This is a genomic window from Microbacterium abyssi (genome assembly GCF_015277895.1).
Lineage (GTDB): Bacteria > Actinomycetota > Actinomycetes > Actinomycetales > Microbacteriaceae > Microbacterium > Microbacterium abyssi.
On record NZ_CP063815.1, the window covers coordinates 3,160,631 to 3,181,637 of the forward strand.

Below are 21,007 nucleotides of genomic sequence, written 5' to 3' on the forward strand. Positions count from 1 at the left end.
ACGACTCTAGGTCGGAGGATGTATATAGTCCAATAGATATGAGGGGCACCTTCCATAGAGAGGATCGATAGTTGGCGCTCACGGATCTGAACCAGCTGCGCACCTTCGTCGTGCTGTATGAACTGCGCAGCGTGACGGCTGCGGCGGAGCGGCTGCACGTGACGCAGCCGACCGTCAGCTACACGCTGAGGCGGCTGCGGGAGAAGTTCGGTGATGAGCTGTTCCGGCGGGAAGGGCGCGACATGGTGCCCACCGCGAAGGCCACCGCTCTGTTCGCACCGCTGCATGAGGCACTCGCCCAGATCGACGACACGGTGAGCGACCCCGAGGCGTTCGAGCCGGCCGGTTTCAGCGGCGAGCTCGCGCTGGGGCTCACCTCCATCGGCGAGCAGACGTTCCTCCCGCCCATCATGGCGGCGCTCTCGCGTGCGGCATCCGCCCCGCACCTGCAGGTTGCGCGACTGGACTCGGATCAGGTCGAGGACGGGTTGATCCGCGGATCGATCGACCTCGCCATGACCGTGTCGATGATCGGAAGCCCGCGGCTGTGGCGCACGCACGTGCGCGCAGTGGAATACGTCGCTCTGTCGTCAGCGCAACATCCGTTGCCCGACACCGCGCCGGACATGTTCGCGGGCCGGCGTTTCGTGCGCGTCTCCGTTCGCGGCGGCCACGTGTTCCCGCTGCAGGTGCTCACCGAGCACGGTCTCATGGCGCAGGTCGCGCTGACCGTGGAGGAGTACGCCACCGTGCCGGCCGTACTGCAGTCCACTGACCTGGTCGTGCTGCTGCCACGCCACGTCGCCGAGGTGTTCAGCGGGTGGTTCGCCGGGCTGCGGATCGCCGACCTGCCGTGGCCGGCTCAGAGCACACCGGTCTCGTTGTACACCCGCCGCGAGGCGAGCCTGTCACCGGCGCAGAAGTGGTTCCGCGCCGTGGTCCTGGATGCCGTCGCCGCCGGCGAGTACCGGCGGCGGTCCGGCTAGGACCTCTTGCGGTTCCAGCTCGCCTTCGCCGGCGCGAAGGGGCTGCGCACGTGGATCGCCCACGTCGAGTGCGGGTGGATGCGCAGCAGCGCCGTCTCATAGAACGTAGCCGCCTCCGGCGGGAGGCTGGGCAGCACGGCATCCTTGTCGACGGTGTCCTCCGCGCGCGGGCGCAATGCCTTCCACACCAGCTGCACCTCCGGCGCACCGGTCGGGATGCCGTCGAGATCGAGCACCGCGCGATCCCAGGGCAGGGTCAGGCGGGGGTCGCGCTTGTAGACCCACGCTCGCGGTGCGCCGTCCTCGACGTTGATCTGCAGCACCCACGCGCCCTTGACGTCGTCGCGGATGAGCACGGGCTGCAGGTCCGCGTCCGCGGGGGCATCGGCGAACGGGACGATCTCGTCGTCGGCATCCTCAGACGGAGCCCAGGCACTGAACCTCTCCGGGAGACTCGCGACGAGATCGGCGAGATCGGTCGCGACGACGCTCACGTCGATGTTCGAACGCTCCCGGATCGTCCGGCCCAGCCAGCGATCGAGGGCGGCTCCGCCCGAAAGCCACCAGCGCACGGATGCCGCGGCGAGCAGCTCGGCGACCGCGGACGGCTCGAGCGGCTCCCACGGCGTCGCGGAGGCGGATGCGGATGGTGCCATGGATCGAGGCTACCGCTCGAGCATTCGCCACAGCCCGCGGAACAGGGCCGCGGACTCGGCCGGGTCCAGGTGCGCCGTCAGTTCGCGCTGCACCTCGACGACCCGCGGCACCAGACGTGCATACTCTGCTGCACCGTGCTCGGTGAGGGTCACGACGTTCCGGCGCGCATCGCCTGCCGCGCGCTGCCGCGCGATGAGTCCCGACTTCTCCATGCGGCGGACGAGATCGGCGATCGTGGAACGGTCGAGGTCGACCTCGTCGCCGAGCTCACGCTGGCTCGCCTCGCCGAGTCGTTCGAGCACGGCGAGGATGCTGTACTGCGTGCTGGTGATGTCGGGATCGGCCACCCGCGCCCAGGTCGCCAGATGCAGCTGCTGCGCGCGGCGGATGAGGTTGCCGACGTGGCGCTGCGGCTCGGGGAGCTCGGCCATGGTCATCACGGCATCCATCCTCTCAGGCCGTGCAACGGCGGTACGGGCGATGCTGGATGATGTTCGCCGGTAATGGTGCACGTCAACCGACGAAACTCATCCGGGCTGGCGTACAGAATCCGCGGCTCTCAGCGTGCGGCGACCGGCGCGCTCGCAGGCAGCAGGAATCCGCCGAAGAAATCTCGCAGCTCGCCCCGCGCCGTCAGCGGCAGCACGTGCGCGATGTACTGGTCGGGCCGCACGACCACTACAGCGCCGTCGGTGGCGATCCCGCGCTCGGCGAAGATGTCGACCTGGTCGTCCGTCGCCCACGCCTTCTCCCAGTCCTGCAGTCCCAGCGGACCGGATTGCGGGAGAAGCATCGACGGCAGCGCGGTCACGTCGAAGTCATGGTGTGAGCCGCGGAAGACGCCGTGCACGTCGATCACGCTGTCGATATCGGCATCCTCGGCCGTGAAGCGGCGCACGGGCGAGTCCTCCCCCGCGGCGAGCCACGTCGCGAACTCGCGCAGTGCGACCCCATCGGCGTCGCCGAAGGCGTAGAGGCGCCACCGTCCGTCGGCGCGGTGGGAGTGGCCGAGCTCCATGCGCTTGGCATCGGCCACCCTACGCACCGGCGCGGAGTGGAACCGTGTGCCGATCTCGAACCCGCTCGCGAGCTGCTGGTGCGCGGTCGCACCGGTCAGCGCCCCCGGCGGGTACTTCGTCGCGACGCCGGCCGTGTAACGGCCCTGCCGCGCGAACTCGGCCTGCATATCGGCGGGCGTGACGCCGCCGAGTTCCGGATGCTCCGGATCGAGCGCCGGCTGCGCGATGAACGCCGACCAGTGCTTGTCGAACGCGATGAGGTCCGCGGCGATCGCCTGACGCTCCTCGGAGTAGGTGCGCAGCAGCGCGGCATCCGATCGTCCCTGCAGGACGGCGGCGAGCTTCCAGCCGAGGTTGAAGGCGTCCTGCATGGAGACATTCATGCCCTGACCGGCCTTGGCGCTGTGGGTGTGACACGCATCGCCGGTGAGGAACAGGTGCGGGGTGGCATCCGCCGGCGACTCAGGTGTCAGGTCGTCGAAGCGGTCGGCGACCCGCTGACCGACCTCGTAGACGCTCGACCAGGCGACCTGCTGCACGTCGATCGAGTAAGGGTGCAGGATCGCGTTCGCGACCTCCGCCAGCTGCGCCGCCGTCGTCTTGCGGATCTCGGCGTCGCCGGCCTCGACCACACCGAGATCGACGTAGCAGCGCACCATGTTCCCGCCCTCGCGCGGGATCATCAGCAGGCTCCCCTTCCCGGCGGACTGGACGACGTTCTTGGTGCGCCAGTCGGGAAAGTCGGTGGTGGCGAGCACGTCCATGACGCCCCAGGCGTGATTCGCGGCGTCACCCTCGAGACGGATGCCGAGCGCACGGCGCACGTTGCTGCGAGCGCCGTCGCAGCCGATGACGTACTTGGCGCGGACAGTGATCTCGGTGCCGTCGGTGCGGCGCAGCAGAGCGGTGACCGGGTGGTCGCTGTTGTTCATCTCGTAGCCGACGAACTCGATGCCGTAGTCGGCTTCGAGCCTGCTGGCGGACTTCGCGGCGTGGTCGAGCAGGAACTCCTGCATGCGCGCCTGGTTCACGATGACGTGCGGGAACTCGCTCAACCCTGCGGGGGTGTCCTCCACCCAGCCGGTGCGGACGATCTTCGAGCGGTCCTCTTCGGACGGTCCCCAGAAGCGCACCTCGTTGACCCAGTACGCCTCGCGGACCAGAGCGTCGGCGAGACCGAACGCCTGGAACATCTCGACCGTGCGGCACGCGACGCCGTCGGCCTGTCCGACCTCGAGCGGACCGGGGCGGCGCTCGACGATGCGCGTCGTGATGTCGGGGAACGCCGCCAGCTGCGCGGCGAGCACGGTGCCGGCGGGCCCCGTGCCGACGATGAGCACGTCGACGGCGTCCGGCAGTCCCGGGCTGCGGTCCTGCACCTGCGGCGCGGCCGGCAGGAGATCCGGGTCGCCGGGGCGATATCCGTCGCGGTGGAACTGCATGGGATCTCCTTCGATCACTCCGGTGCCCTGATGCTTCGCACCAGATTAGTTGGGGTGCCAACGATAGTACACGGATGCCGCATGAGAAGGTAACCCCATGGCGAACTCCCGCTCCGGCGACTCGATGACCGAGCGACTCGTGCGCGTGCTCGACACGTTCACCACGGAGCGGACCATGCAGACCGCGACCGAGATCGCCGAGCGAACGGGGCTTCCCTCTTCGACCGCCCATCGAATCGTCGGAGACCTCATCGCGGCCGGCCTCTTCGAGCGCGACGACGAGATGCGCGTCCGCCTCGGGATGCGGCTGTGGGAACTGGCTCTGCGCGGATCGAGCGCGCTGCGCCTGCGCCAGGCCGCCCTCCCTCACATGGAGTACGTGCAGACGACCATCCGCGAGCACACTCAGCTCGCCGTGCTCGAGCATGAGGAGGCGCTCTTCCTCGAGCGTCTCTCGCACCCGGACGCCGGCGCCAACATCACCCGCATCGCGGGACGCCTGCCGCTGCACGCGTCCTCGTCCGGGCTCGTCCTGCTCGCGTACGCCGACCCGGCGCTTCGAGAGCGTGTGCTGAGCCTGCCGCTCCGTACGGTTTCGCGGGAGACGGTGACGGATGCAGGGATGCTGCGGCGCCTGCTCGCCACGATCCGGCGACAGGGGTTCGTCGTGGCGCCCGGCTCGATCGAATACGTGTCAACCGGTGTCGCGGTTCCGGTGCGCGACCGCGGAGAAGTGGTGGCGGCACTCTCGGTCGTCCTGCCCCGTGACACCGCAACCGCTCCCGCCGTCGACGCGCTCCTTGCTGCCGCGAAGGCGATAGAGCGAGACCTTCGCACCAGCCGCTGAGGTGAGGAAGGGTGCCCATTCAATGGGATTCCACGCGGGAGCATCTCCGCCCGCGGCACACTGGTGCGCAGCATCCATCCGTCGAAGGAGACCTCATGAGCACCCGCAACGAGACGATCAGAACCAGGGTCGCGATCGTCGGCGCCGGCCCCGCCGGCCTCATCCTGTCCCACCTGCTCGCGGATGCAGGGATCGACTCCGTGATCATCGACCAGCGCTCACGCGAAGAGATCGAATCGACCATCCGCGCCGGCATCCTCGAGCAGGGAACCGTCGACCTGCTCACCGCGATCGATCCGCACACGCGCGTCCACACGGTCGGCCACCGGCACGACGGCATCGAACTGCGCTTCCAGGGCGAGGGGCACCGCATCGACTTCCCCGGCCTCGTCGGCCGCAGCGTCTGGCTCTACCCGCAACATGAAGTGCTGAAGGACATGCTCGCCCTGCGCCTCGCCGCAGGGCAGGACCTGCGCTTCGACGTCACGGCGTCCCGGGTCGAAGGCATCGACACCGAGCGTCCCCGCGTGATCGCCACGGACGCCGACGGCAGCGAACTCATCATCGACGCCGACTTCGTGGTCGGCGCCGACGGCTCGCGCTCCGTCGTGCGCCCCGCCATCACCGGCGACTCACGCAGCGGCTACTTCCGCGAGTACCCGTTCGCCTGGTTCGGCATCCTGTGCGAGGCCCCGCCGAGCGCTGACGAACTCATCTACAGCAACTCCGAGAACGGGTTCGCGCTGATCAGCCAGCGCAGTCCGGAGGTGCAGCGGATGTACTTCCAGTGCGCTCCCGACGCCGATCCGAACGCCATGTCGGAGGCGGAGATCTGGGAAACCCTGCAGTCGCGGGTGCCGGGCACGACGCTGCACGAGGGTCGGATCTTCCAGCGCGACGTGCTGCGCTTCCGCAGCTTCGTCGCGCACGAGCTGCGGCGCGGCCGCGCCGCGCTGGTCGGGGACGCCGCGCACACCGTGCCGCCCACCGGCGCCAAGGGCATGAACCTCGCGATCGCGGACGTCGTGCTGCTCTCCCGCGCGCTGCGCGCCCTGCTCGGCGAAGGCGACGAACGCCTGATCAACGGATACGCCGAGTTGGCACTCAAGCGCATCTGGAAGGCGCAGCACTTCTCGTGGTGGATGACGAGCATGCTCCACCGGCTTCCCGAGTCCGGCGAGTTCGACCGGCGCCGCCAGCTCGGCGAGCTGCGCTCGGTCACGGACTCCGAGGCCGGTCGCACCTACCTCGCCGAGGCCTACACGGGCTGGTCGCTGGACTGATCGCCGCGGGCGCCTGCGGCCCGCTGTCAAGGGACTGACCGCACGACGGTTGCACCATCAGCATGGCTGTATGGAGTCGATCCGCGCGATGACCTGGAACGTATGGTGGCGTTTCGGCGGGAACTGGGATCAGCGCGAACCCGGCCTCATCGCGGTCGTGCGTGACCAGCGACCCGATGTCCTGGGAGTGCAGGAATGCTGGGGCGACGCCGAGACCACGCAGGCACACGTGCTCGCTGACGCTCTGGGCGGTCACGCCGCTTTCGTCGACGTCGGCTTGCCACCGACGCCGTCTCCGCTCGAGGATCCGTCACAGGAAGGCGCGGTGATGGGGCTCGGGCTGGTCAGTCGCTGGCCGATAGCCCGAGCCGAGAAGGTGCCGATGCCCTCGTTCGGACGAGTCAATGCGGCTCTCCTGGCGAGCGTCGATCACCCGCTCGGGGAACTGCGCCTCGTCGTGGGCGCGACGAGCTGGGAGCCCGAGCGGATGGCCGAGACGACTGCACAGGTGAAGGAGCTGCGAGCTCTCACCCGGGACTCCCATGCAACCCGGGCGCTCCCCAGCATCCTGCTCGCCGATCTCAACTACGACCGCGCTCAACCGCCCCTGGCAGACATCGATCTCGAGGACGCCTGGGACGCCGCGGTCGTCGACGCCGACCCGCGAACGCTCAGCGCGACCAACCGGTTCGCCCCTCGCGAGGCGACCTCTCAGTTCGATCGCCGCATCGACCACATCCTCTACGCGCCCGGGCTCCTGGGCGCCCGGGCGACCGATGCGTGGATCGTCCGCGACGAACCAGGCGGGCTTCCTCCGTCGGACCACTATCCGCTCGTCGCGGACATCCGCGTCGGAGATCACCCTGACTGAGACGGTCGAGTGCGCTCATCGCGCGTGCTCGGTTCGTGCGGCAAGCGCGAGTGCATCGTGCGGCGCATGGCCGCGGGCGTCATTGTCGAAGTACACGTAGACGCCGTGCGAGGATTCGGCGCTCCCGGTCAGCTCGTCGATGAGCCGGGCCCACCCGTCGAGCTCCTCGGCGGTGTACCCGCTGTGATAGAGCTCCTGCGCACCGTGCAGGCGGATGTAGGCGAAGTCCGCCGTCGTCTCGTCGAAGCGCGGAAAGCGACCGGCGGTGTCCGCGGTGACCATCGCGACTCCGTGGTGGCGCAGCAGATCGCCTGCCTCGCGGAAGCTCTCGGCCCTCGGTTCCAGGGCGTATCGGATCGGACGGTCCTCATCGATCTCGAGCCAGGCGCGTCCCTCCAGCCGCTCGTCATGGCGCCGTGCGAGCTCCAGTGCGGCGCCCGTCGAGCGCGGCAGCATCCCGAGGAACTCGTCGATGATCTCGGTCTCGAACTCCTGCCGCTCCGGCAGCTGCCAGAGCACCGGACCGAGCGCCTCTCCGAGGGCGAGCACCCCGGATGCGAAGAAGTTCGCGAGCGCAGTCTCCGCGCCGCGCATCCGGAGCATGTGCGTGACGTAGCGGGAGCCCTTCACGGCGAACACGAATCCGCCCGGCACCGAGTCACGCCACCGCTGGTAACTCGACGGTCGCTGCAGCGAGTAGAACGAGCCGTTCAGCTCCACCGTGGAGAACCGTGATCCGATGTACTCGAGCTCCCTGCGCTGGGCGAGGCCGCGCGGATAGAAGTCACCGCGCCAGCTCGCGTATCTCCACCCCGACGTGCCGACGCGGACGTCGCCCGACGAAGAGGGTGTCAGACTGTGCGCCATTCGTCGCTCGTGAGATCGGCACCCGCTTGCGGCCCCATCTGCAGCATCCCGCCGTCGATGACGACGGACGCTCCGGAGATGTATGCCGCCTTCGGCGACGCAAGGAAGGCGATCAGCGCCGCGACCTCGCGGGCATCGCCCGGGCGCCCCAGAGGGATGCCGGGGCGACGCACGGCGTTCGGGTCGACATCCTCGTTTCCCGTCATGGGAGTGGCGATCTCCCCGGGCGCCACGCTGACCGCGGAGATGCCGCTGCTGCCGAGCTCGAGGGCGATGTTCTTCATCAGCCCGCTCAGCCCGTGCTTCGCCGCGTCGTAGGCGCTCGAGCCGACCATCGGCTGATGAGCGTGCACACTCGTGACGGCGATCAGACGACCGCCCCTTCCTGCGGCGACCATGTGGCGCGCGGCACGCTGGAGACAGACGAACGCTCCGGTCAGGTCGACATCGAGCACGTGCCGCCACTGGTCGATCTCGACGTCGAGGAACGGCGTCTTGATGCCGGTGCCGGCGTTGTTGACGAAGACGTCCAGTCCGCCGAGCTGCTCGATGAGGCCGTCCACGACATCGCCGCAGGCCGGGATGTCCGCGACATCGAGGCGCGCGACCACAGCCCGCACGCCGTGCTCTCGCACCTCGGCAGCGGTGGCCTCGGCACCCGCCTCATCCGAATGCCAGGTGATTCCGACGTCGAACCCGTCTGCGGCGAGCGCGACGGCCGCGGCCCGGCCGATGCCGGAGTCCGCGGCCGTGACGATCGCCCTGCGATCGGTGCTGACCATCGGCTCAGCTGCGCGCAGCGGGCTTGCGGTTCTCGGCGCTGACCATCCAGGCGAACTGCTCGAGCTTCTCGATGATCGCGTGGAGGATGTCGGCGCTGGTCGGATCCTCGTCGTCGACCGCGTCGTGCACTTCGCGCATGGTTCCGACGACAGCCTCGAGACGAACCGTGATCAGGTCGACGGTCTCAGTCGTGTCGATCTCGCCCTGCGGATACTCCGGGAGCGTCGTCGTGGATGCCACGGTGTCGCTGCGTCCGTCCGGAATGGCGTGCAGCGCCCGCATCCGCTCCGCAACGGTGTCGCTGAACTCGCGCGTCGCCTCGATGATCTCGTCGAGCTGCTTGTGCGTGTCGCGGAAGTTTCGCCCGATCACATTCCAGTGCGCCTGCTTGCCCTGCATCGCGAGCTCGAGCAGATCGACCAGCACGGCCTGCAGGTTCTCACCGAGCTGCTTCGATGCGACGAAGCCCTTCTCGGCATTCTGCCGCCGCGTGCTCTTCTCTCCGGTGCCGCCCCGTGCCGAGCGGCGGGTCGTCGTGGTTGCCTTAGTCGTTGCCATCATGACCTCCTGGCCGCCACGGTATCGGCGTCGCCGCCGTCGGCGGCAAGGGCTTGACTATCGCGACTGCGCGTGCGAAACCAGAACCGCCAGGCGGTCAGGACGAGCACCATGGCGGCGAGCACGACGGCCGTCGAGGCGACCGTCGGCGCAGCCGGATCCTCTGCCCAGCGGCCGATCGCGATCCACACCAGCCCCCAGGATGTCGCGATCGCCGGCGTCCACCGCCCTCCGCGCCAGGCGGTGAACAGGGCGACGAGACCGGTACCGATCAGCGTGATCGTGCCGGGCACTCCCGGTGCTTCCGACCACGCTGCGATACCGACGTCGGCCAGCCAGGCGGCGAGGTTCGCGGCTGCGGCGACGGTCACCCAGCCCAGGTACAGCCCGATCACGCCGTCGATGAGCACGATCTCCGCCACGGTGCCGCGCCGTGGCCGCCGGCAGACGCGGACGAAGGTCACCAGCAGCACGCCCAGCAGGATCATGATGATGACGAACGATTCGGCGATCCGCCATGCCAGCACGCACATGATCCACACGGCGTTGAGCAGAGCGGATGCCGCGACCCCGTAGCCGACCGCACGATGCCGCGGCTTCGCCGCCTGCGCCGGCACGAACTGCCAGATCGCGTACCCCACGAGGCCGAGGTAGATGACCGACCAGATCGAGAATGCGAAGCCGGCGGGGGCGAGCACTGTGGCATCAGCGGCGAACGCGCCGCCCGCGGCATCCGAGATTCCCGCACCGCCGAACAGACCGGAGCCGAACACTGCGGCGACGATCGATCCGGCCACCGTGAGCAGGACGACGATCCGGCGGACGCGATCAGACTTCTCCGTCTGGGACATGCCCCCACAGTAGAGGGGCGTCCCGCGGGCTCACTCCGCTGCGGGCGGCGTGGCGCAGATGCTGAGCGCCGAGATCTTCTCGTGGTACTGCTCTGCGGTGAAGGGCAGGCCGAACTCCGGCGCCGTCTGGCCGTCGGCCGCCGGTGCCTTCGAGGCGATGGCCGCGAGTTCCCAGGCGAGGTAGGCGGCCACCCCGGATCCTGCCGTGGAATTGTTGAGCACCACGGCGACGGTGAAGCCGGTCTCGGGGTCGGAGTATGCGCCCGTCACGTAACCGGGGGTCCAACCGTGCTGACCGATCAGCGGACCGACCTGGTATGCGCCACCGGTCGCCTGGTACCAGGACGCCGACGTCGCGGACCTCGGCAGCGGGGCGCCGAACTGGTCGGGTTCTGCGCCTTCTTCGCGGAGTGCCTGACGCGCGGACGCCTGGACGAACCGGCCGAGATCCTGGATGGTCGAGACGGCGCCCGAGTCGGTGAATCCCGTGCTCGACGACAGCTTGGTGATGTCGACGGGAGCCGTGCAGTCGTAGCCGCCCTCAGTCCGCTTCAGATAGTTGCCGTTGAGCGGGTCATCGCCGGGCTCGGCGGCGGACGGCCCCGGCAACGAGGTGTTCTCGAGGTCGAGGGGATTCGATATGTACCTGTCGATGAGGTCGGACGCGCTCATGCCCGAGGCCCGCTCGAGCGCGAGCCCGAGCAGCAGGTACCCGGCGTCGGAGTCGTGATACGTGGTGCCCGGCTCCGCCGGCGTCTTCCCGAGCCCGAAGGACGCCAGCTCCAGCGGCGCCCACACCCGCTCCGGGGTGTTCAGCCATGCACTCTTGACAGATGCCTCGGAGGATCCAGCGCCGCTCGTGCCGTTGCAGAGGTCGAGCAGAGTGACCCCGTCCATCTGGGCGACGCCGGACGCGTGCTCCGTCACGGGGTCGTCGAGCTCGACGACCCCGTCGTCGGCGAGCGCGTACAGCACGTCACAGGTCATGAGGCGCGTGACATCGGCGACCCGGAAGGACATGTCGGTGGTGACGGCGGTCTGGTCCTCGACGGACTGCGTGCCGAGCCCGCTGACCCAAGTGCCGCTCCACGGCACCCACACGGCGGCGATCGCGCCGGTCGCGCCGGTGTTGGCCATGGCATGCTCGACGGCGGCCTGCAGCTGTGCCGCAGTCTCCTCCGGCAGCGCCTGGTCGACCTGCTCGGGCGGCGTGTACGAGAACGACTCCTCAGACGAGCATCCGGTCAGGACGAGGGCGAGAGCGGCGGCGCCCGCGGCGACGGCGCGCCAGCGTCGGGGCGAGAGAAGATGCATGAAGGAAGCTCCAGGTGGTCTGTCAGACGAGTCTATGGTGCGCCATCGCAAACATCGTGCGCTTCGCCCCGCTCCCGGCAGACGTACAGTGATGCCATGCCCCACATCTTCGACCCCGAGGTGGTCTCGGCCATCCTCCGCCACATGAACGGCGACCACGCGGACGACAACATCCTCATCGCGCGCGCGTTCGCGACGGCATCGGCCCTGCCGATCACGGATGCCGTGATGACCGACCTCGACGGCGACGGCGGCGTGTGGCAGATCACCCGCGCGGGCGTCGCGGAGGAGCTCCGCGTGCCATGGCCCGGCGGCCCCATCGACGAGCGTCCCGCCGTACGGCGTGAGGTCGTGGCCGTCTACGACGCCGCGTGCGAGAAGCTCGGCATCGAGCCACGCCCGCACGCCTGAGGCTCGACGAGCCGGAGAGGCTTCCGAATTAGGTAAGGATGCCCTTACACTGGGGCCATGGCTGAAATCCTCTCCTTCTCCGCTGCACTCCGAGAGCGCTCGTCCGGGTCGCACTCGCGCAGTGAGCACGCCGGCTTCATGGCCGACCTGCTCAAGGGCGAGGGCTCCCGCGAGGACTACATCGCCCTCGTGTCGCAGCACTACTTCATCTACGAAGCACTCGAGTCCGCCGGCGAGCGGATGCGCCGCGATCCTGTGGCCTCGGTGTTCATCAGCGAAAAGCTCACCCGGCTGCCGGCGCTGGAGGCCGACCTGGCGTTCCTCCTCGGTCCGGACTGGCGCGAGATCATCACGCCGCTGCCGACGACGCGACGCTACGTCGAGCGGATCAACGAGGTCGGCGCCACCTGGGCCGGCGGCTTCGTCGCGCACCACTACACGCGCTACCTCGGCGACCTCTCCGGCGGCATCTTCATCGGCCGCGTCATGCAGCGCCGATTCGGCTTCGAGACCAATGGCGTCGGCTTCTACCTGTTCGACGACATCGCCGACCCGAACGCTTTCAAGGACGTCTACCGCGAGCAGCTGGATGCCGCCCCCTGGGATGATGCGGAACGAGAGCGCGTGATCGACGAGGTTCTGCTGGCCTACCGCTTCAACACCGAGCTCTTCGAGGACCTCGACAGGGCCCGCGTCGCGGCCTGACCTTCAGCCGCCGGACACCTCGGGCGTGGACGAGTGCCGCGTCTCCCACGCCTCGCGCATGAATCGGCGCACGTCCTGATCGACCCGGATGTCGCTGGGGCGCAACGGCCGTGACAGGTAGAGGCCGTCGAGCGAGGTGAGCCGCGACAGCGCCACATACGTCTGACCGGGGGCGAACGCCCCGCCGCCGAGGTCGATGATCGCACGGTCGTAGGTCTTCCCCTGCGACTTGTGGATCGTCACTGCCCACGCGAGCCGCAACGGGAACTGCATGAACTCCGCGATCACGTCGCGACTGAGGGTCTTCGAGTTCGCGTCGTACGAGTAGCGGAATCGCTCCCAGACGGCCGGCTCGACGTCGACGTCCTCGCCGTCGATCTCGACCTTCACGGATCCGCCGAGGATGCGCTTGACGGTGCCGATCGTGCCGTTCACCCACCGCGACGGCTCCCCGGTCATCGACACGTCGTTGCGGAGGAACATCACCTGCGCCCCCACCTTGAGCTTCAGCTCGGCATCCGCGGGGTAGTTGCCGTCGCCCCGCCCGAAATCGCCGTTGATCTCGGCCCTGGCGGTCTGCTCCTTGCCCGCGAGAGCGGCGAGATGACGGCGGTTGATGTTGTTGACGATGTCATTGCGCGTGGCGAGCGTGATCATCGGAATCTCGCCGGGCTCGTGATCGGGCGGGGTGCGGGTGCCCTGACGATTGAGCACCTCGGCGATCTCGGCCGTGACCCGCCCATACCGCACGGCGTTCAGCATCGACTTGAACCCGTCGTCGGACTGGCGGTGGATCTGCACGAGCTCGCGCACGTGCAGCGGTGCGCCGTGTCGGCCGAGATCGATCAGGCCGTCGGACGCGCCCATCGTCGCACCTGCCCAGACCTTCGCGTCGAAGAACCAGAACGACCGGTAGTGGTCCTGCACGTAACGCAGCTCGTCGCCGCGCGGCGGCACCGGCGCCAGCTGGTACGGATCGCCGAACATCACGACCTGCACACCGCCGAACGGTTCGGCCCGGCGCCCGCGCGCCTGGCGCAGGGCGCGGTCCATACCGTCCATGAGATCGGCGTTCACCATGGACACCTCGTCGATCACGAGCGCGTCGATGGCGTTCAGGATGCGGCGGGTGGCGTCGTTCTGCTCGATCTCGCTCTCGGCGATCAGGCCGATCGGAAGGCGGAACAGGGAGTGGATCGTCTGTCCCTCGACGTTGAGAGCGGCGACGCCGGTGGGTGCGCAGATCGCGATCTGCTTCTGCGTGTTCCAGGCGAAGTACTGCAGCAGCGTCGACTTGCCCGTGCCGGCGCGGCCGGTGATGAAGACGTGCTCCCTGGTGTCCTCGATGAGACGGAACAGCTCCTGCTGTTCGTCGGAGAGGGCGGGAAAAGACACGACACTCATGGTACGTCGCCGTCCCGCATCGCGCTCGGCAGTGTCACAGGCCGGCCCTCCTAGACTGGCGCCATGGATCAGCCCTCGACGACGCCCAGGCGCCGCCGATTGTGGTTCGATCTGACGGCACTGGCTGTCGTCGGAGTCCTCCTGGTGGCAGCCCTCGGCGCCGGCGTGACGGTGCTTTACAAGGAGTTCTACGGGCCCTCCGCCTTCGTCGGACGGTACCTCGATCTGCTCTCGACGGGCCGCGCGGCCGACGCGCTGCGGATCCCCGGGGTATCGATCGACCACAGCACGCTCGAGGAGTCGGGCATCGCGGCGACGGCATCCGAGGCGCTACTGCGTCAGGCGGCGCTCGCACCGCTCGCCGACGTCGAGATCGTCGCTGAGAAGACCGAGGGTGACGTCACATCCGTGACGGTGTCCTACGTCGTGGGCTCCCACCCGGGCACCAGCACCTTCCAGGTGACGCAGGACGGCTGGGCCGGTGTGACCCCGAACTGGCGTTTCACCCAGTCGCCGCTGGCTGCTGTCTCGCTCACGGTGCTCGGCGCAGACCGGTTCGCCGTGAACGGCTTCGAGGTCGATCGGCGTCAGGTGTCATCTGCCGGCGTCGAGGCGGCCCCCGCCGACCCTCTTCCGCTGCTGGTGTTCACCCCGGGGCTGTACTCGGTCACGGTCGACACCGCGATCTCGGAGTCGCCCGGCGTCAGCATCCTCGCCGATTCGCCGCTCACGCAGACGCCGGTCGAGCTGCAGACCCTTCCGACCGAGGAGTTCGTCGACGTCGTGCAGACGCGGGTCGAAGAGTTCCTCACCGAATGCACGACGCAGCAGGTGCTGCAGCCGACCGCGTGCCCGTTCGGGCTCGAGGTGGACAACCGCCTCGTCGAGCCGCCGGTGTGGTCGATCTCCGCTCAGCCCGTCGTGTCCGTCGAGCCCGACGGCACGCAGTGGATGATCCCTCCGACCGACGCGGTCGCGCACATCGAGGCGGATATCCGGTCATTGTTCGACGGCTCGATCGAGCACGTCTCGGAGGACGTTCCGTTCCGCGTGAACGGCACGATCTCGATCCTCCCCGACGGGTCGGCGTCGATAAGGGTGGGCTCGCCCGGCGAGAGCTGACTCAGCGCGCCGAACGCTGATCGCGTTCGGCGATGGCGGCGAGCTTGGCGTTGTACTCCTCGAGCTCGGCATCCCCCGTGCGATCGGCGTGGCGGTCGCGACGGCGCTGCACCTTCGTGTCGTCACGACTCCACTGGATCGCCACCGTGATCGCGAGGATGAGCGTCGGGATCTCACCGACCGACCAGGCGATGCCGCCGCCGATGTACTGGTCGTCCATCGGGGTCGGGCCCCAGGTGCGCCCCATCGATCCGAACCACTCGGCGACCATCAACCCCTCCTGCATCATGATCGCCATGCCGAAGAACGCGTGCATCGCCATGACGGCGATGAGAGTGATCAGGCGCCCCGGGTAGGGCAGCCGGTACGGCACGGGGTCGATGCCGACCAGGCTCATCACGAACAGGTAGCCCGAGATGAGGAAGTGGATGATCATCCACTCGTGGCCGAGGTGCTCGTACATCGACCAGCGCACCAGGTCGGTGAAGTAGAACGCCCACAGCGATCCGACGAAGATACCGGCCGCGACGAACGGGTGGGTCACGACGCGGGAGAACGGCGAGTGCACCGCCCACAGGATCCATTCGCGACCGCCGCGCGTGCCGTCGTCACGCTTGTGGATGCCGCGCAGGGCCAGCGTGATCGGCGCCGCGGAGACCAGCAGCAGCGGGATCGCCATCGACAGGATCATGTGGCCCAGCATGTGGACGCTGAACAGGTATTCCTGGTACAGGTTGATCGGGCCGCAGGTCACCCAGACCAGCAGCAGGAGACCGAGCATCCAGAACACGGTGCGCTGGATCGGCCAGCGGTCGCCGCGCTTGTGCAGGCGCCAGACTCCGGCGAGGTAGAAGAACGCGCCGAGGGCTGCGGCCAGAGCCCAGAGGATGTCGTAGTCCCACCCGGTGAACCACTTGTCGAGCGTGAACTCGGGCGGCAGCGGTGAGCGGGTGAGGATCTCTGCGGGCGTCTGGCGTTCTGCGGCCGCGTCCCCGGTAGGCGGGGGTGTGCGTGCCAGCGCGGCGGCGGCGCCGGATGCCAGTCCCATCAGTGCGACCTCGCAGAGGATCAGCATCCAGAACCAGCGCGAAGCGCGCTCGCCGCGCATCCGCGGGATCAGGCGCACGCGGTACCAGGCGCCGAGCAGGCCGATCCCGCAAAGGAGCACGCCCTTCGCGATGATGATGATGCCGTACGGCGACCAGAGCCCGTCCCAGCCGCCGAGGCCGACGGTCGAGCGGACGATGCCGGACAGCGCTACGACGAAGAATGCGGCGATCGCGATGCTGGAGTACCGGCGGACGAGAGCCTGTTCGTCGAAGCCCTTGGTGAAGTGCAGGACCACGAGCAGCATGACACCGCCGAGCCAGACGGCCGCTCCGATCGTGTGCAGCAGGATCGAGTTCACCGCGATCACGTGCCCGGAGAGCTCGCCCGAGTGCCCCTGCTGGGCCATCGGCAGGAGGGCGGCGAGGGCGATGATCGCCGTGATGAGCGTGGGCGTCCAGCTGCGCCAGGCGAAGGCGAGGATGGTGACGACCGCGCCCATGATCGTGGTGATGAGCCAGGCCTGGCCGAGCGGGAGTTCGAGCAGGTACCGGCCGAGTTGCTCGCCGAACTGGTCCTCCAGGCTGATCTGCGGGTTGAACGCGGCGAGGAAGGTCAGGAATGCGGTGGCCGCGGACGAGATCGTGAACAGCGCGGCTCCGATGGATGCCGTGTCCATCGCCGTCTCGAACGGCTTCTCGCCGGCACGCAGAGCGAACAGGGCGAGCACCATGGGCCCGATCATGAGAGCGGCGCTGAGGTTGTTGATCAGGCGCGCGACCGGAAGGCTCCAGCGGATCACGTCGCCCGGGTCGCCGATCAGGAGCGGTGCGGCCGCACCGCCGAAGACGAGAGCGGCAACGAGCGCGATCGCCGCGCTCGTGCCCAGAATCAGGATGCCGGCAGCACGGTACGACGACGAGAGGGCGCCACCTGCGCTCGTCGAATGCGCGGTGCGCGCGCCGGGAGAACTCACCCCTCAAGCCTAAGCTCGCATCTGCGGCGCCAGCGCCACGCACGAAGGCCGCCCCGGATGGGACGGCCTTCGTGAAGGGAAGCGGTCTTACTTGACGGCAGCCTTGAGCTTGGAGCCAGCGGTGACCTTGACGCGCTTGCCGGCCGGGATCTTGATCTCGGCGCCGGTCTGCGGGTTGCGGCCGGTGCGGGCAGCGGTGTCGACCTGCTCGAACGAGATCCAGCCCGGGATCGAGACCTTGCTGCCCTTGGCAACAGCGTCAGAGACCGTGCCGAAGAGCGAGTCGAGGACGCCCGAGACGGTGGCCTGGCTCTGGCCGGTGGCGGAAGCGATGCTCGCGACGAGCTCGGTCTTGGTGATGGACTTGTCAGCCATGTCATCCTCCAGCGACGAAGTTCACGTCGCATCAGTTGTGGTGCGGGTGGCGGATGCCGCCCGTTGGTCGATCGACCGCCTCGAATGTATCAACCGAAGCCCGTATTTCCGCGTCATTTCGCGGGTTTTGGGGTTTTCCTCCGCGTGTCGAGTCACATCAGTCACTCCAGTCACAGATTTCAGGCCGTGCCGGATGCCGACGCCGCCGTTCGTACGTCCGCGCCAGGCTGGATGATTTGTGCCGGCTCTGCGCGCGCGAGACCGGCATAAGTCATACGCCATGGGCGCCGACGGGATGCCGCGGGAACGCGAAAGGGGCGAGGATCCGAAGATCCTCGCCCCTTTCCAAGCGATGCTTACCAGCTCGACTTGGTCACACCGGGCAGCTCGCCACGGTGGGCCATGTCGCGGAAGCGCACGCGCGAGATGCCGAACTTCGTCAGCATTCCGCGGGGGCGTCCGTCGATGGCGTCGCGCGAACGCACGCGCACCGGCGATGCGTTGCGCGGCAGCTTCTGCAGGCCGACGCGAGCGGCCTCGCGGGCCTCGTCGGTGGCGTTCGGGTCGACGAGCGTCTTCTTCAGCTCGGCGCGACGCTCGGCGTAGCGCTCGACGATGACCTTGCGCTGCTCGTTGCGAGCGATCTTGCTCTTCTTAGCCATGGATCAACGCTCCTCTCGGAATTCGACGTGCTTGCGGACGACCGGGTCGTACTTCTTCAGCACGAGACGGTCGGGGGTGTTGCGACGGTTCTTCTTGGTCACGTAGGTGTAACCGGTGCCCGCCGTCGAACGGAGCTTGATGATCGGACGGACGTCCTGAGCCTTCTTGGCCATTAGAGCTTCACACCCTTCGCCTTGAGGTCTGCGACGACCTTCTCGATGCCGCGCGCGTCGATCACCTTGATGCCCTTGGCGGACACGTTCAGGGTGACCTTACGACCGAGCGAGGGCACGTAGTAGGTCTTCTTCTGCACGTTCGGGTCGAAGCGGCGCTTCGTCCGGCGGTGTGAGTGCGAGATGTTGTGACCGAAGCCGGGAACAGCTCCTGTCACCTGGCACACTGCTGCCATGTGATTACTCCTTCATTACCGTGAGACCGGACGGCCTCACCCAAGATCCCTTGTCTGCGCGCCTGATCCGGAGACGAACTCTGGATCACAGCACACGAACTGCGCACAGGAGTGTGCACAGACAAGGAGTCAGTCTAGCATGGCCTGCGCTTCTGCAGCGCCGCGACCCCAGCGGAACGGTGAGACGGTCCGCTCCCCCTCTATCCAGAAGCGCCACGGGAAGGCATCCGTCCCGGCGATGCCCGCGACGCCGACGCGCGGGCCTGACACGATGCCGGCAGGTTCGGACCCCCACCACAGCTCGGCACGGGCGCCGTTCAGCTCCGATCCGGTGACGGCGTCGACCCCGTCGTGCAGCGCATGCCGAAGACCTGACACCTGCCCCAATCGACCGGGGCCTCGCGCGAGGTCGCGGCCGGCGCGACCCGAGCGCAGTGCCGCGGCATCCGCCCCTCCGATCACCGAACCGGCGCGCAGCAGCACACCGCCGGCGGTGCCCTCCGGCCCGCAGACGACGTTCACGCACGAGTGGATTCCGTGGCTCAGGTACACGTAGAGGTGACCCGGCTCGCCCCACATCGTGGCGTTGCGCGCCGTGCGGCCCATGCGCGCGTGCGACCCGGGATCGGGCACGTCGCCCGTCCCCTGGCCGTGATACGCCTCGACCTCGGTGATGCGCAGCCGCACCCGGACGTCGTCGACGACGGTGCGCAGCTCAGCGCCGAGCAGGCGCGGAGCGACCTCGAGCGGCAGCCCCTCGAGCTCGCTCCTGGTGGCACGGCGCAGCATCATCAGAACGACGGAGCCATCTGGCACCACGACACGTCGAAGCCGGTCAGGGCGACGAGCTCCTCGCCGCTTCTCAGGTCGAACAGGTGCGTCTCGAGGGTCTTCGGCAGCGGAACGAGCATGTCGTCGTAGGTGTTCTCGGTCAGGTTCGGGGCCACCGTCACAGCGGCGTACTGCCCGCTCGGCGACGCGCAGGCCTGGAGGATCGCGTTGCCGGACTCGACTTCCATCAGCGGCTCGGCTTTGCCCTCGTCGTCGACGCGGATGATCGCCTGCCCGGTCGGCAGCCCGTCCGCATCGCGGGCGACGACGTGGCGCAGCGTGCCGCCGGGGAACGGCGTGATCTCGGTCGCGCCACCGTAGTCGGGATCGGATGCCGCGAGCGGCGTCTCCGAGCCGTCGGCGAGATTCAGTTCCACGATGCTCTGATCGACGCGCTCGACGACGGCGGTGTACGTGCCGCGTGAGACACCGAGCAGGCGCATCGCGAGCCCCATGTTCTGCGCACCGGCCTCGCCGGAGCGGTCATCGAGCGAGAGCGTGCCGGCGAAGTCGATGAAGAGCACGGCCGCCGAGTCCGGCACGAACTGCCACTCGGCGATGCTCGCCTCTTCATCGCCGACCGTGACGATCTGCGGCTCGCCTTCGCCGCTGAGCGGCTGCGTCACGAGCACGCTGGCCCGACCGCTGTCCTCGGTGAGGTCCTTGTCGGAGTAGGTGTACCCGACCAGTCCCCCGCGCTCGGACACCTGTACCGAGCTCACGAAGCCGTCGCCTGGAAGCGGCATTTCGCGCATGTTGTCGCCGTCGTGATCCATGACGAGGATGCGGGAGCTGTCACCGTCCTCGACCGCGACGATCAGGGAGGTGGACGTCGCACGGTAGTCGTTGATGCGTGCGTGGGTGAAGACCGGCACGGCCTTCTCGCCGGTGAGGTCGGTGCGGAAGATCGAATCGTCCTCGTCGGATCGATTCAGCAGGAAGATCTCGGATGCCGGCGTCGTGAAAGTGGTCGTGAGGTCGGACGTCGGCCCGCCGCCGTTGCCGGCGACACCGGCGACTTTCACCGTGTAATCGGTCGCGTCGTCGAGTGGGACGGTGAAGCGGATGCCGATGCTGCGCCCCGCGGCGTCGATGGTGAACGGCGCCGCAGGCTCGACCGTGACCTGGGACTCGTCGATCTCCTGCAGCGACTGGTTCGCGGTGAGGATGACGCGACTGCCGGAGACCTGGATCGCCTCGGCGGGGTCGACCTGCACCTCGCTGATCCGCGGCCCCTGGAACAGGCTGACGGCGCCGAGCCCCACGACCACGACGGTGAGCACGCCCACGACGGCGAGGATCGTGTACAGGAACCGGCGGTCCTTGGCCTTCGACCGGTCGTTGAGCGGAGGCTGCGAGGACGGCTCCTGCTGCGGCGCGTTGAGCGGAGGCTGCGCAGCAGCCGGAGACGAAACGGGCTGAGCGACCGCAGGGAGTCGAAGCCGCTCGCCCTCAGGGGCACGCGGGATCTCAGGAGGTTTCGACTCGCCTTCGGCTCGCTCAACCCGTTTCGTCTCGCTCCGCTCGCTCAACGACCCGCGTAAAGATCCTCCCGCCCTACTCTCCCCCCACGGGGCCTCCGCAGC

At 68.4% G+C, this 21,007-nt stretch carries 23 protein-coding genes; 7 read left to right on the top strand and 16 right to left on the bottom strand.

What is annotated here, in order from left to right; all coding sequences use genetic code 11:
• Window positions 1–71 precede the first annotated feature (71 nt).
• Window positions 72–986 carry a LysR family transcriptional regulator gene (locus tag IM776_RS15225; protein WP_194420972.1) on the top strand — a complete coding sequence of 305 codons (915 nt, stop codon included), beginning with the start codon at window positions 72–74 and terminating at the stop codon, window positions 984–986.
• On the opposite strand, the gene IM776_RS15230 is transcribed toward IM776_RS15225, so the two are convergent.
• From IM776_RS15230 to IM776_RS15240, 3 genes are all read right to left on the bottom strand, one after another.
• A complete protein-coding gene (locus IM776_RS15230) occupies window positions 983–1,642 on the bottom strand; it encodes a nucleotidyltransferase domain-containing protein (RefSeq protein WP_194420973.1) in 660 nt (219 codons plus the stop codon). The genes IM776_RS15225 and IM776_RS15230 overlap by 4 nt on opposite strands.
• Before the next feature lie 9 nt (window positions 1,643–1,651).
• Window positions 1,652–2,080, bottom strand: a complete 429-nt coding sequence (locus IM776_RS15235; RefSeq protein WP_194420974.1) for a MarR family winged helix-turn-helix transcriptional regulator — start codon at window positions 2,078–2,080, stop codon at window positions 1,652–1,654.
• A 122-nt stretch (window positions 2,081–2,202) separates the two neighbouring features.
• Window positions 2,203–4,104: an FAD-dependent monooxygenase gene (locus tag IM776_RS15240; RefSeq protein ID WP_194420975.1), complete on the bottom strand. Its 1,902-nt coding sequence runs from the start codon at window positions 4,102–4,104 to the stop codon at window positions 2,203–2,205.
• Window positions 4,105–4,201: 97 nt separating this feature from the next.
• Here IM776_RS15240 and IM776_RS15245 point away from each other — a divergent pair, with 97 nt between their 5' ends.
• The 3 genes from IM776_RS15245 (at window position 4,202) to IM776_RS15255 (ending at window position 7,105) form a co-directional block, all read left to right on the top strand.
• Window positions 4,202–4,951 (top strand): IclR family transcriptional regulator, encoded by a 750-nt coding sequence (locus IM776_RS15245; RefSeq protein WP_194420976.1) that lies wholly within the window; start codon window positions 4,202–4,204, stop codon window positions 4,949–4,951.
• Window positions 4,952–5,046: 95 nt separating this feature from the next.
• Window positions 5,047–6,234, top strand: coding sequence for a 4-hydroxybenzoate 3-monooxygenase (locus tag IM776_RS15250; protein WP_194420977.1), 1,188 nt, complete (start codon window positions 5,047–5,049; stop codon window positions 6,232–6,234).
• A 70-nt stretch (window positions 6,235–6,304) separates the two neighbouring features.
• The gene (locus IM776_RS15255) at window positions 6,305–7,105 is read left to right on the top strand and encodes an endonuclease/exonuclease/phosphatase family protein (protein ID WP_194420978.1); all 801 of its coding nucleotides are present in this window, start codon (window positions 6,305–6,307) and stop codon (window positions 7,103–7,105) included.
• A gap of 15 nt (window positions 7,106–7,120) precedes the next feature.
• On the opposite strand, the gene IM776_RS15260 is transcribed toward IM776_RS15255, so the two are convergent.
• Genes IM776_RS15260 through IM776_RS15280 form a run of 5 tightly spaced genes read right to left on the bottom strand, consistent with a single transcriptional unit; the run spans window position 7,121 to window position 11,478 of the window.
• Window positions 7,121–7,972 (bottom strand): DUF72 domain-containing protein, encoded by an 852-nt coding sequence (locus IM776_RS15260; protein WP_194420979.1) that lies wholly within the window; start codon window positions 7,970–7,972, stop codon window positions 7,121–7,123.
• The gene (locus IM776_RS15265) at window positions 7,957–8,754 is read right to left on the bottom strand and encodes an SDR family oxidoreductase (RefSeq protein ID WP_194420980.1); all 798 of its coding nucleotides are present in this window, start codon (window positions 8,752–8,754) and stop codon (window positions 7,957–7,959) included. The genes IM776_RS15260 and IM776_RS15265 overlap by 16 nt, the downstream gene beginning before the upstream one ends.
• Window positions 8,755–8,758: 4 nt before the next feature.
• The gene (locus IM776_RS15270) at window positions 8,759–9,313 is read right to left on the bottom strand and encodes a Dps family protein (RefSeq protein WP_228479801.1); all 555 of its coding nucleotides are present in this window, start codon (window positions 9,311–9,313) and stop codon (window positions 8,759–8,761) included.
• Window positions 9,313–10,164: a tryptophan-rich sensory protein gene (locus tag IM776_RS15275; RefSeq protein WP_194420982.1), complete on the bottom strand. Its 852-nt coding sequence runs from the start codon at window positions 10,162–10,164 to the stop codon at window positions 9,313–9,315. The genes IM776_RS15270 and IM776_RS15275 overlap by 1 nt, the downstream gene beginning before the upstream one ends.
• Window positions 10,165–10,194: 30 nt before the next feature.
• A complete protein-coding gene (locus IM776_RS15280; RefSeq protein ID WP_194420983.1) occupies window positions 10,195–11,478 on the bottom strand; it encodes a serine hydrolase domain-containing protein in 1,284 nt (427 codons plus the stop codon).
• 96 nt (window positions 11,479–11,574) lie between these two features.
• Here IM776_RS15280 and IM776_RS15285 point away from each other — a divergent pair, with 96 nt between their 5' ends.
• Both IM776_RS15285 and IM776_RS15290 read left to right on the top strand, forming a co-directional pair.
• A complete protein-coding gene (locus tag IM776_RS15285) occupies window positions 11,575–11,889 on the top strand; it encodes a DUF2470 domain-containing protein (RefSeq protein ID WP_194420984.1) in 315 nt (104 codons plus the stop codon).
• Window positions 11,890–11,946: 57 nt separating this feature from the next.
• Window positions 11,947–12,594, top strand: coding sequence for a biliverdin-producing heme oxygenase (locus IM776_RS15290; RefSeq protein ID WP_194420985.1), 648 nt, complete (start codon window positions 11,947–11,949; stop codon window positions 12,592–12,594).
• A gap of 3 nt (window positions 12,595–12,597) precedes the next feature.
• On the opposite strand, the gene IM776_RS15295 is transcribed toward IM776_RS15290, so the two are convergent.
• Window positions 12,598–13,998, bottom strand: coding sequence for an ATP-dependent DNA helicase (locus tag IM776_RS15295; protein ID WP_422730920.1), 1,401 nt, complete (start codon window positions 13,996–13,998; stop codon window positions 12,598–12,600).
• Window positions 13,999–14,061: 63 nt separating this feature from the next.
• On the opposite strand from IM776_RS15295, the gene IM776_RS15300 reads away from it, so the two are divergent.
• On the top strand, window positions 14,062–15,120 hold the full coding sequence (locus tag IM776_RS15300; RefSeq protein ID WP_194420987.1) for a hypothetical protein: 1,059 nt from the start codon (window positions 14,062–14,064) through the stop codon (window positions 15,118–15,120).
• Window position 15,121: 1 nt separating this feature from the next.
• Here the strand turns inward: IM776_RS15300 and IM776_RS15305 are convergent, their stop codons facing one another.
• The 7 genes from IM776_RS15305 to IM776_RS15335 all read right to left on the bottom strand — a co-directional run bounded on the left by IM776_RS15305 (window position 15,122) and on the right by IM776_RS15335 (window position 20,953).
• Window positions 15,122–17,062 (bottom strand): bifunctional copper resistance protein CopD/cytochrome c oxidase assembly protein, encoded by a 1,941-nt coding sequence (locus tag IM776_RS15305; RefSeq protein ID WP_228479998.1) that lies wholly within the window; start codon window positions 17,060–17,062, stop codon window positions 15,122–15,124.
• Between the two features lie 168 nt (window positions 17,063–17,230).
• Window positions 17,231–17,518 carry an HU family DNA-binding protein gene (locus IM776_RS15310; protein WP_194420988.1) on the bottom strand — a complete coding sequence of 96 codons (288 nt, stop codon included), beginning with the start codon at window positions 17,516–17,518 and terminating at the stop codon, window positions 17,231–17,233.
• 356 nt (window positions 17,519–17,874) lie between these two features.
• Complete coding sequence (gene rpsN / locus IM776_RS15315; RefSeq protein ID WP_194420989.1) at window positions 17,875–18,180, bottom strand: 30S ribosomal protein S14; 306 nt, start codon at window positions 18,178–18,180, stop codon at window positions 17,875–17,877.
• A 3-nt stretch (window positions 18,181–18,183) separates the two neighbouring features.
• On the bottom strand, window positions 18,184–18,354 hold the full coding sequence (gene rpmG / locus IM776_RS15320; protein ID WP_046014935.1) for a 50S ribosomal protein L33: 171 nt from the start codon (window positions 18,352–18,354) through the stop codon (window positions 18,184–18,186).
• The gene (gene rpmB / locus IM776_RS15325) at window positions 18,354–18,590 is read right to left on the bottom strand and encodes a 50S ribosomal protein L28 (protein WP_071645079.1); all 237 of its coding nucleotides are present in this window, start codon (window positions 18,588–18,590) and stop codon (window positions 18,354–18,356) included. Before rpmB ends, rpmG begins: the two co-directional genes overlap by 1 nt.
• A gap of 129 nt (window positions 18,591–18,719) precedes the next feature.
• Window positions 18,720–19,379 carry a DNA-3-methyladenine glycosylase gene (locus tag IM776_RS15330; protein WP_194422686.1) on the bottom strand — a complete coding sequence of 220 codons (660 nt, stop codon included), beginning with the start codon at window positions 19,377–19,379 and terminating at the stop codon, window positions 18,720–18,722.
• A 2-nt stretch (window positions 19,380–19,381) separates the two neighbouring features.
• Window positions 19,382–20,953, bottom strand: coding sequence for a hypothetical protein (locus IM776_RS15335; protein ID WP_228479802.1), 1,572 nt, complete (start codon window positions 20,951–20,953; stop codon window positions 19,382–19,384).
• Window positions 20,954–21,007: the final 54 nt, after the last annotated feature.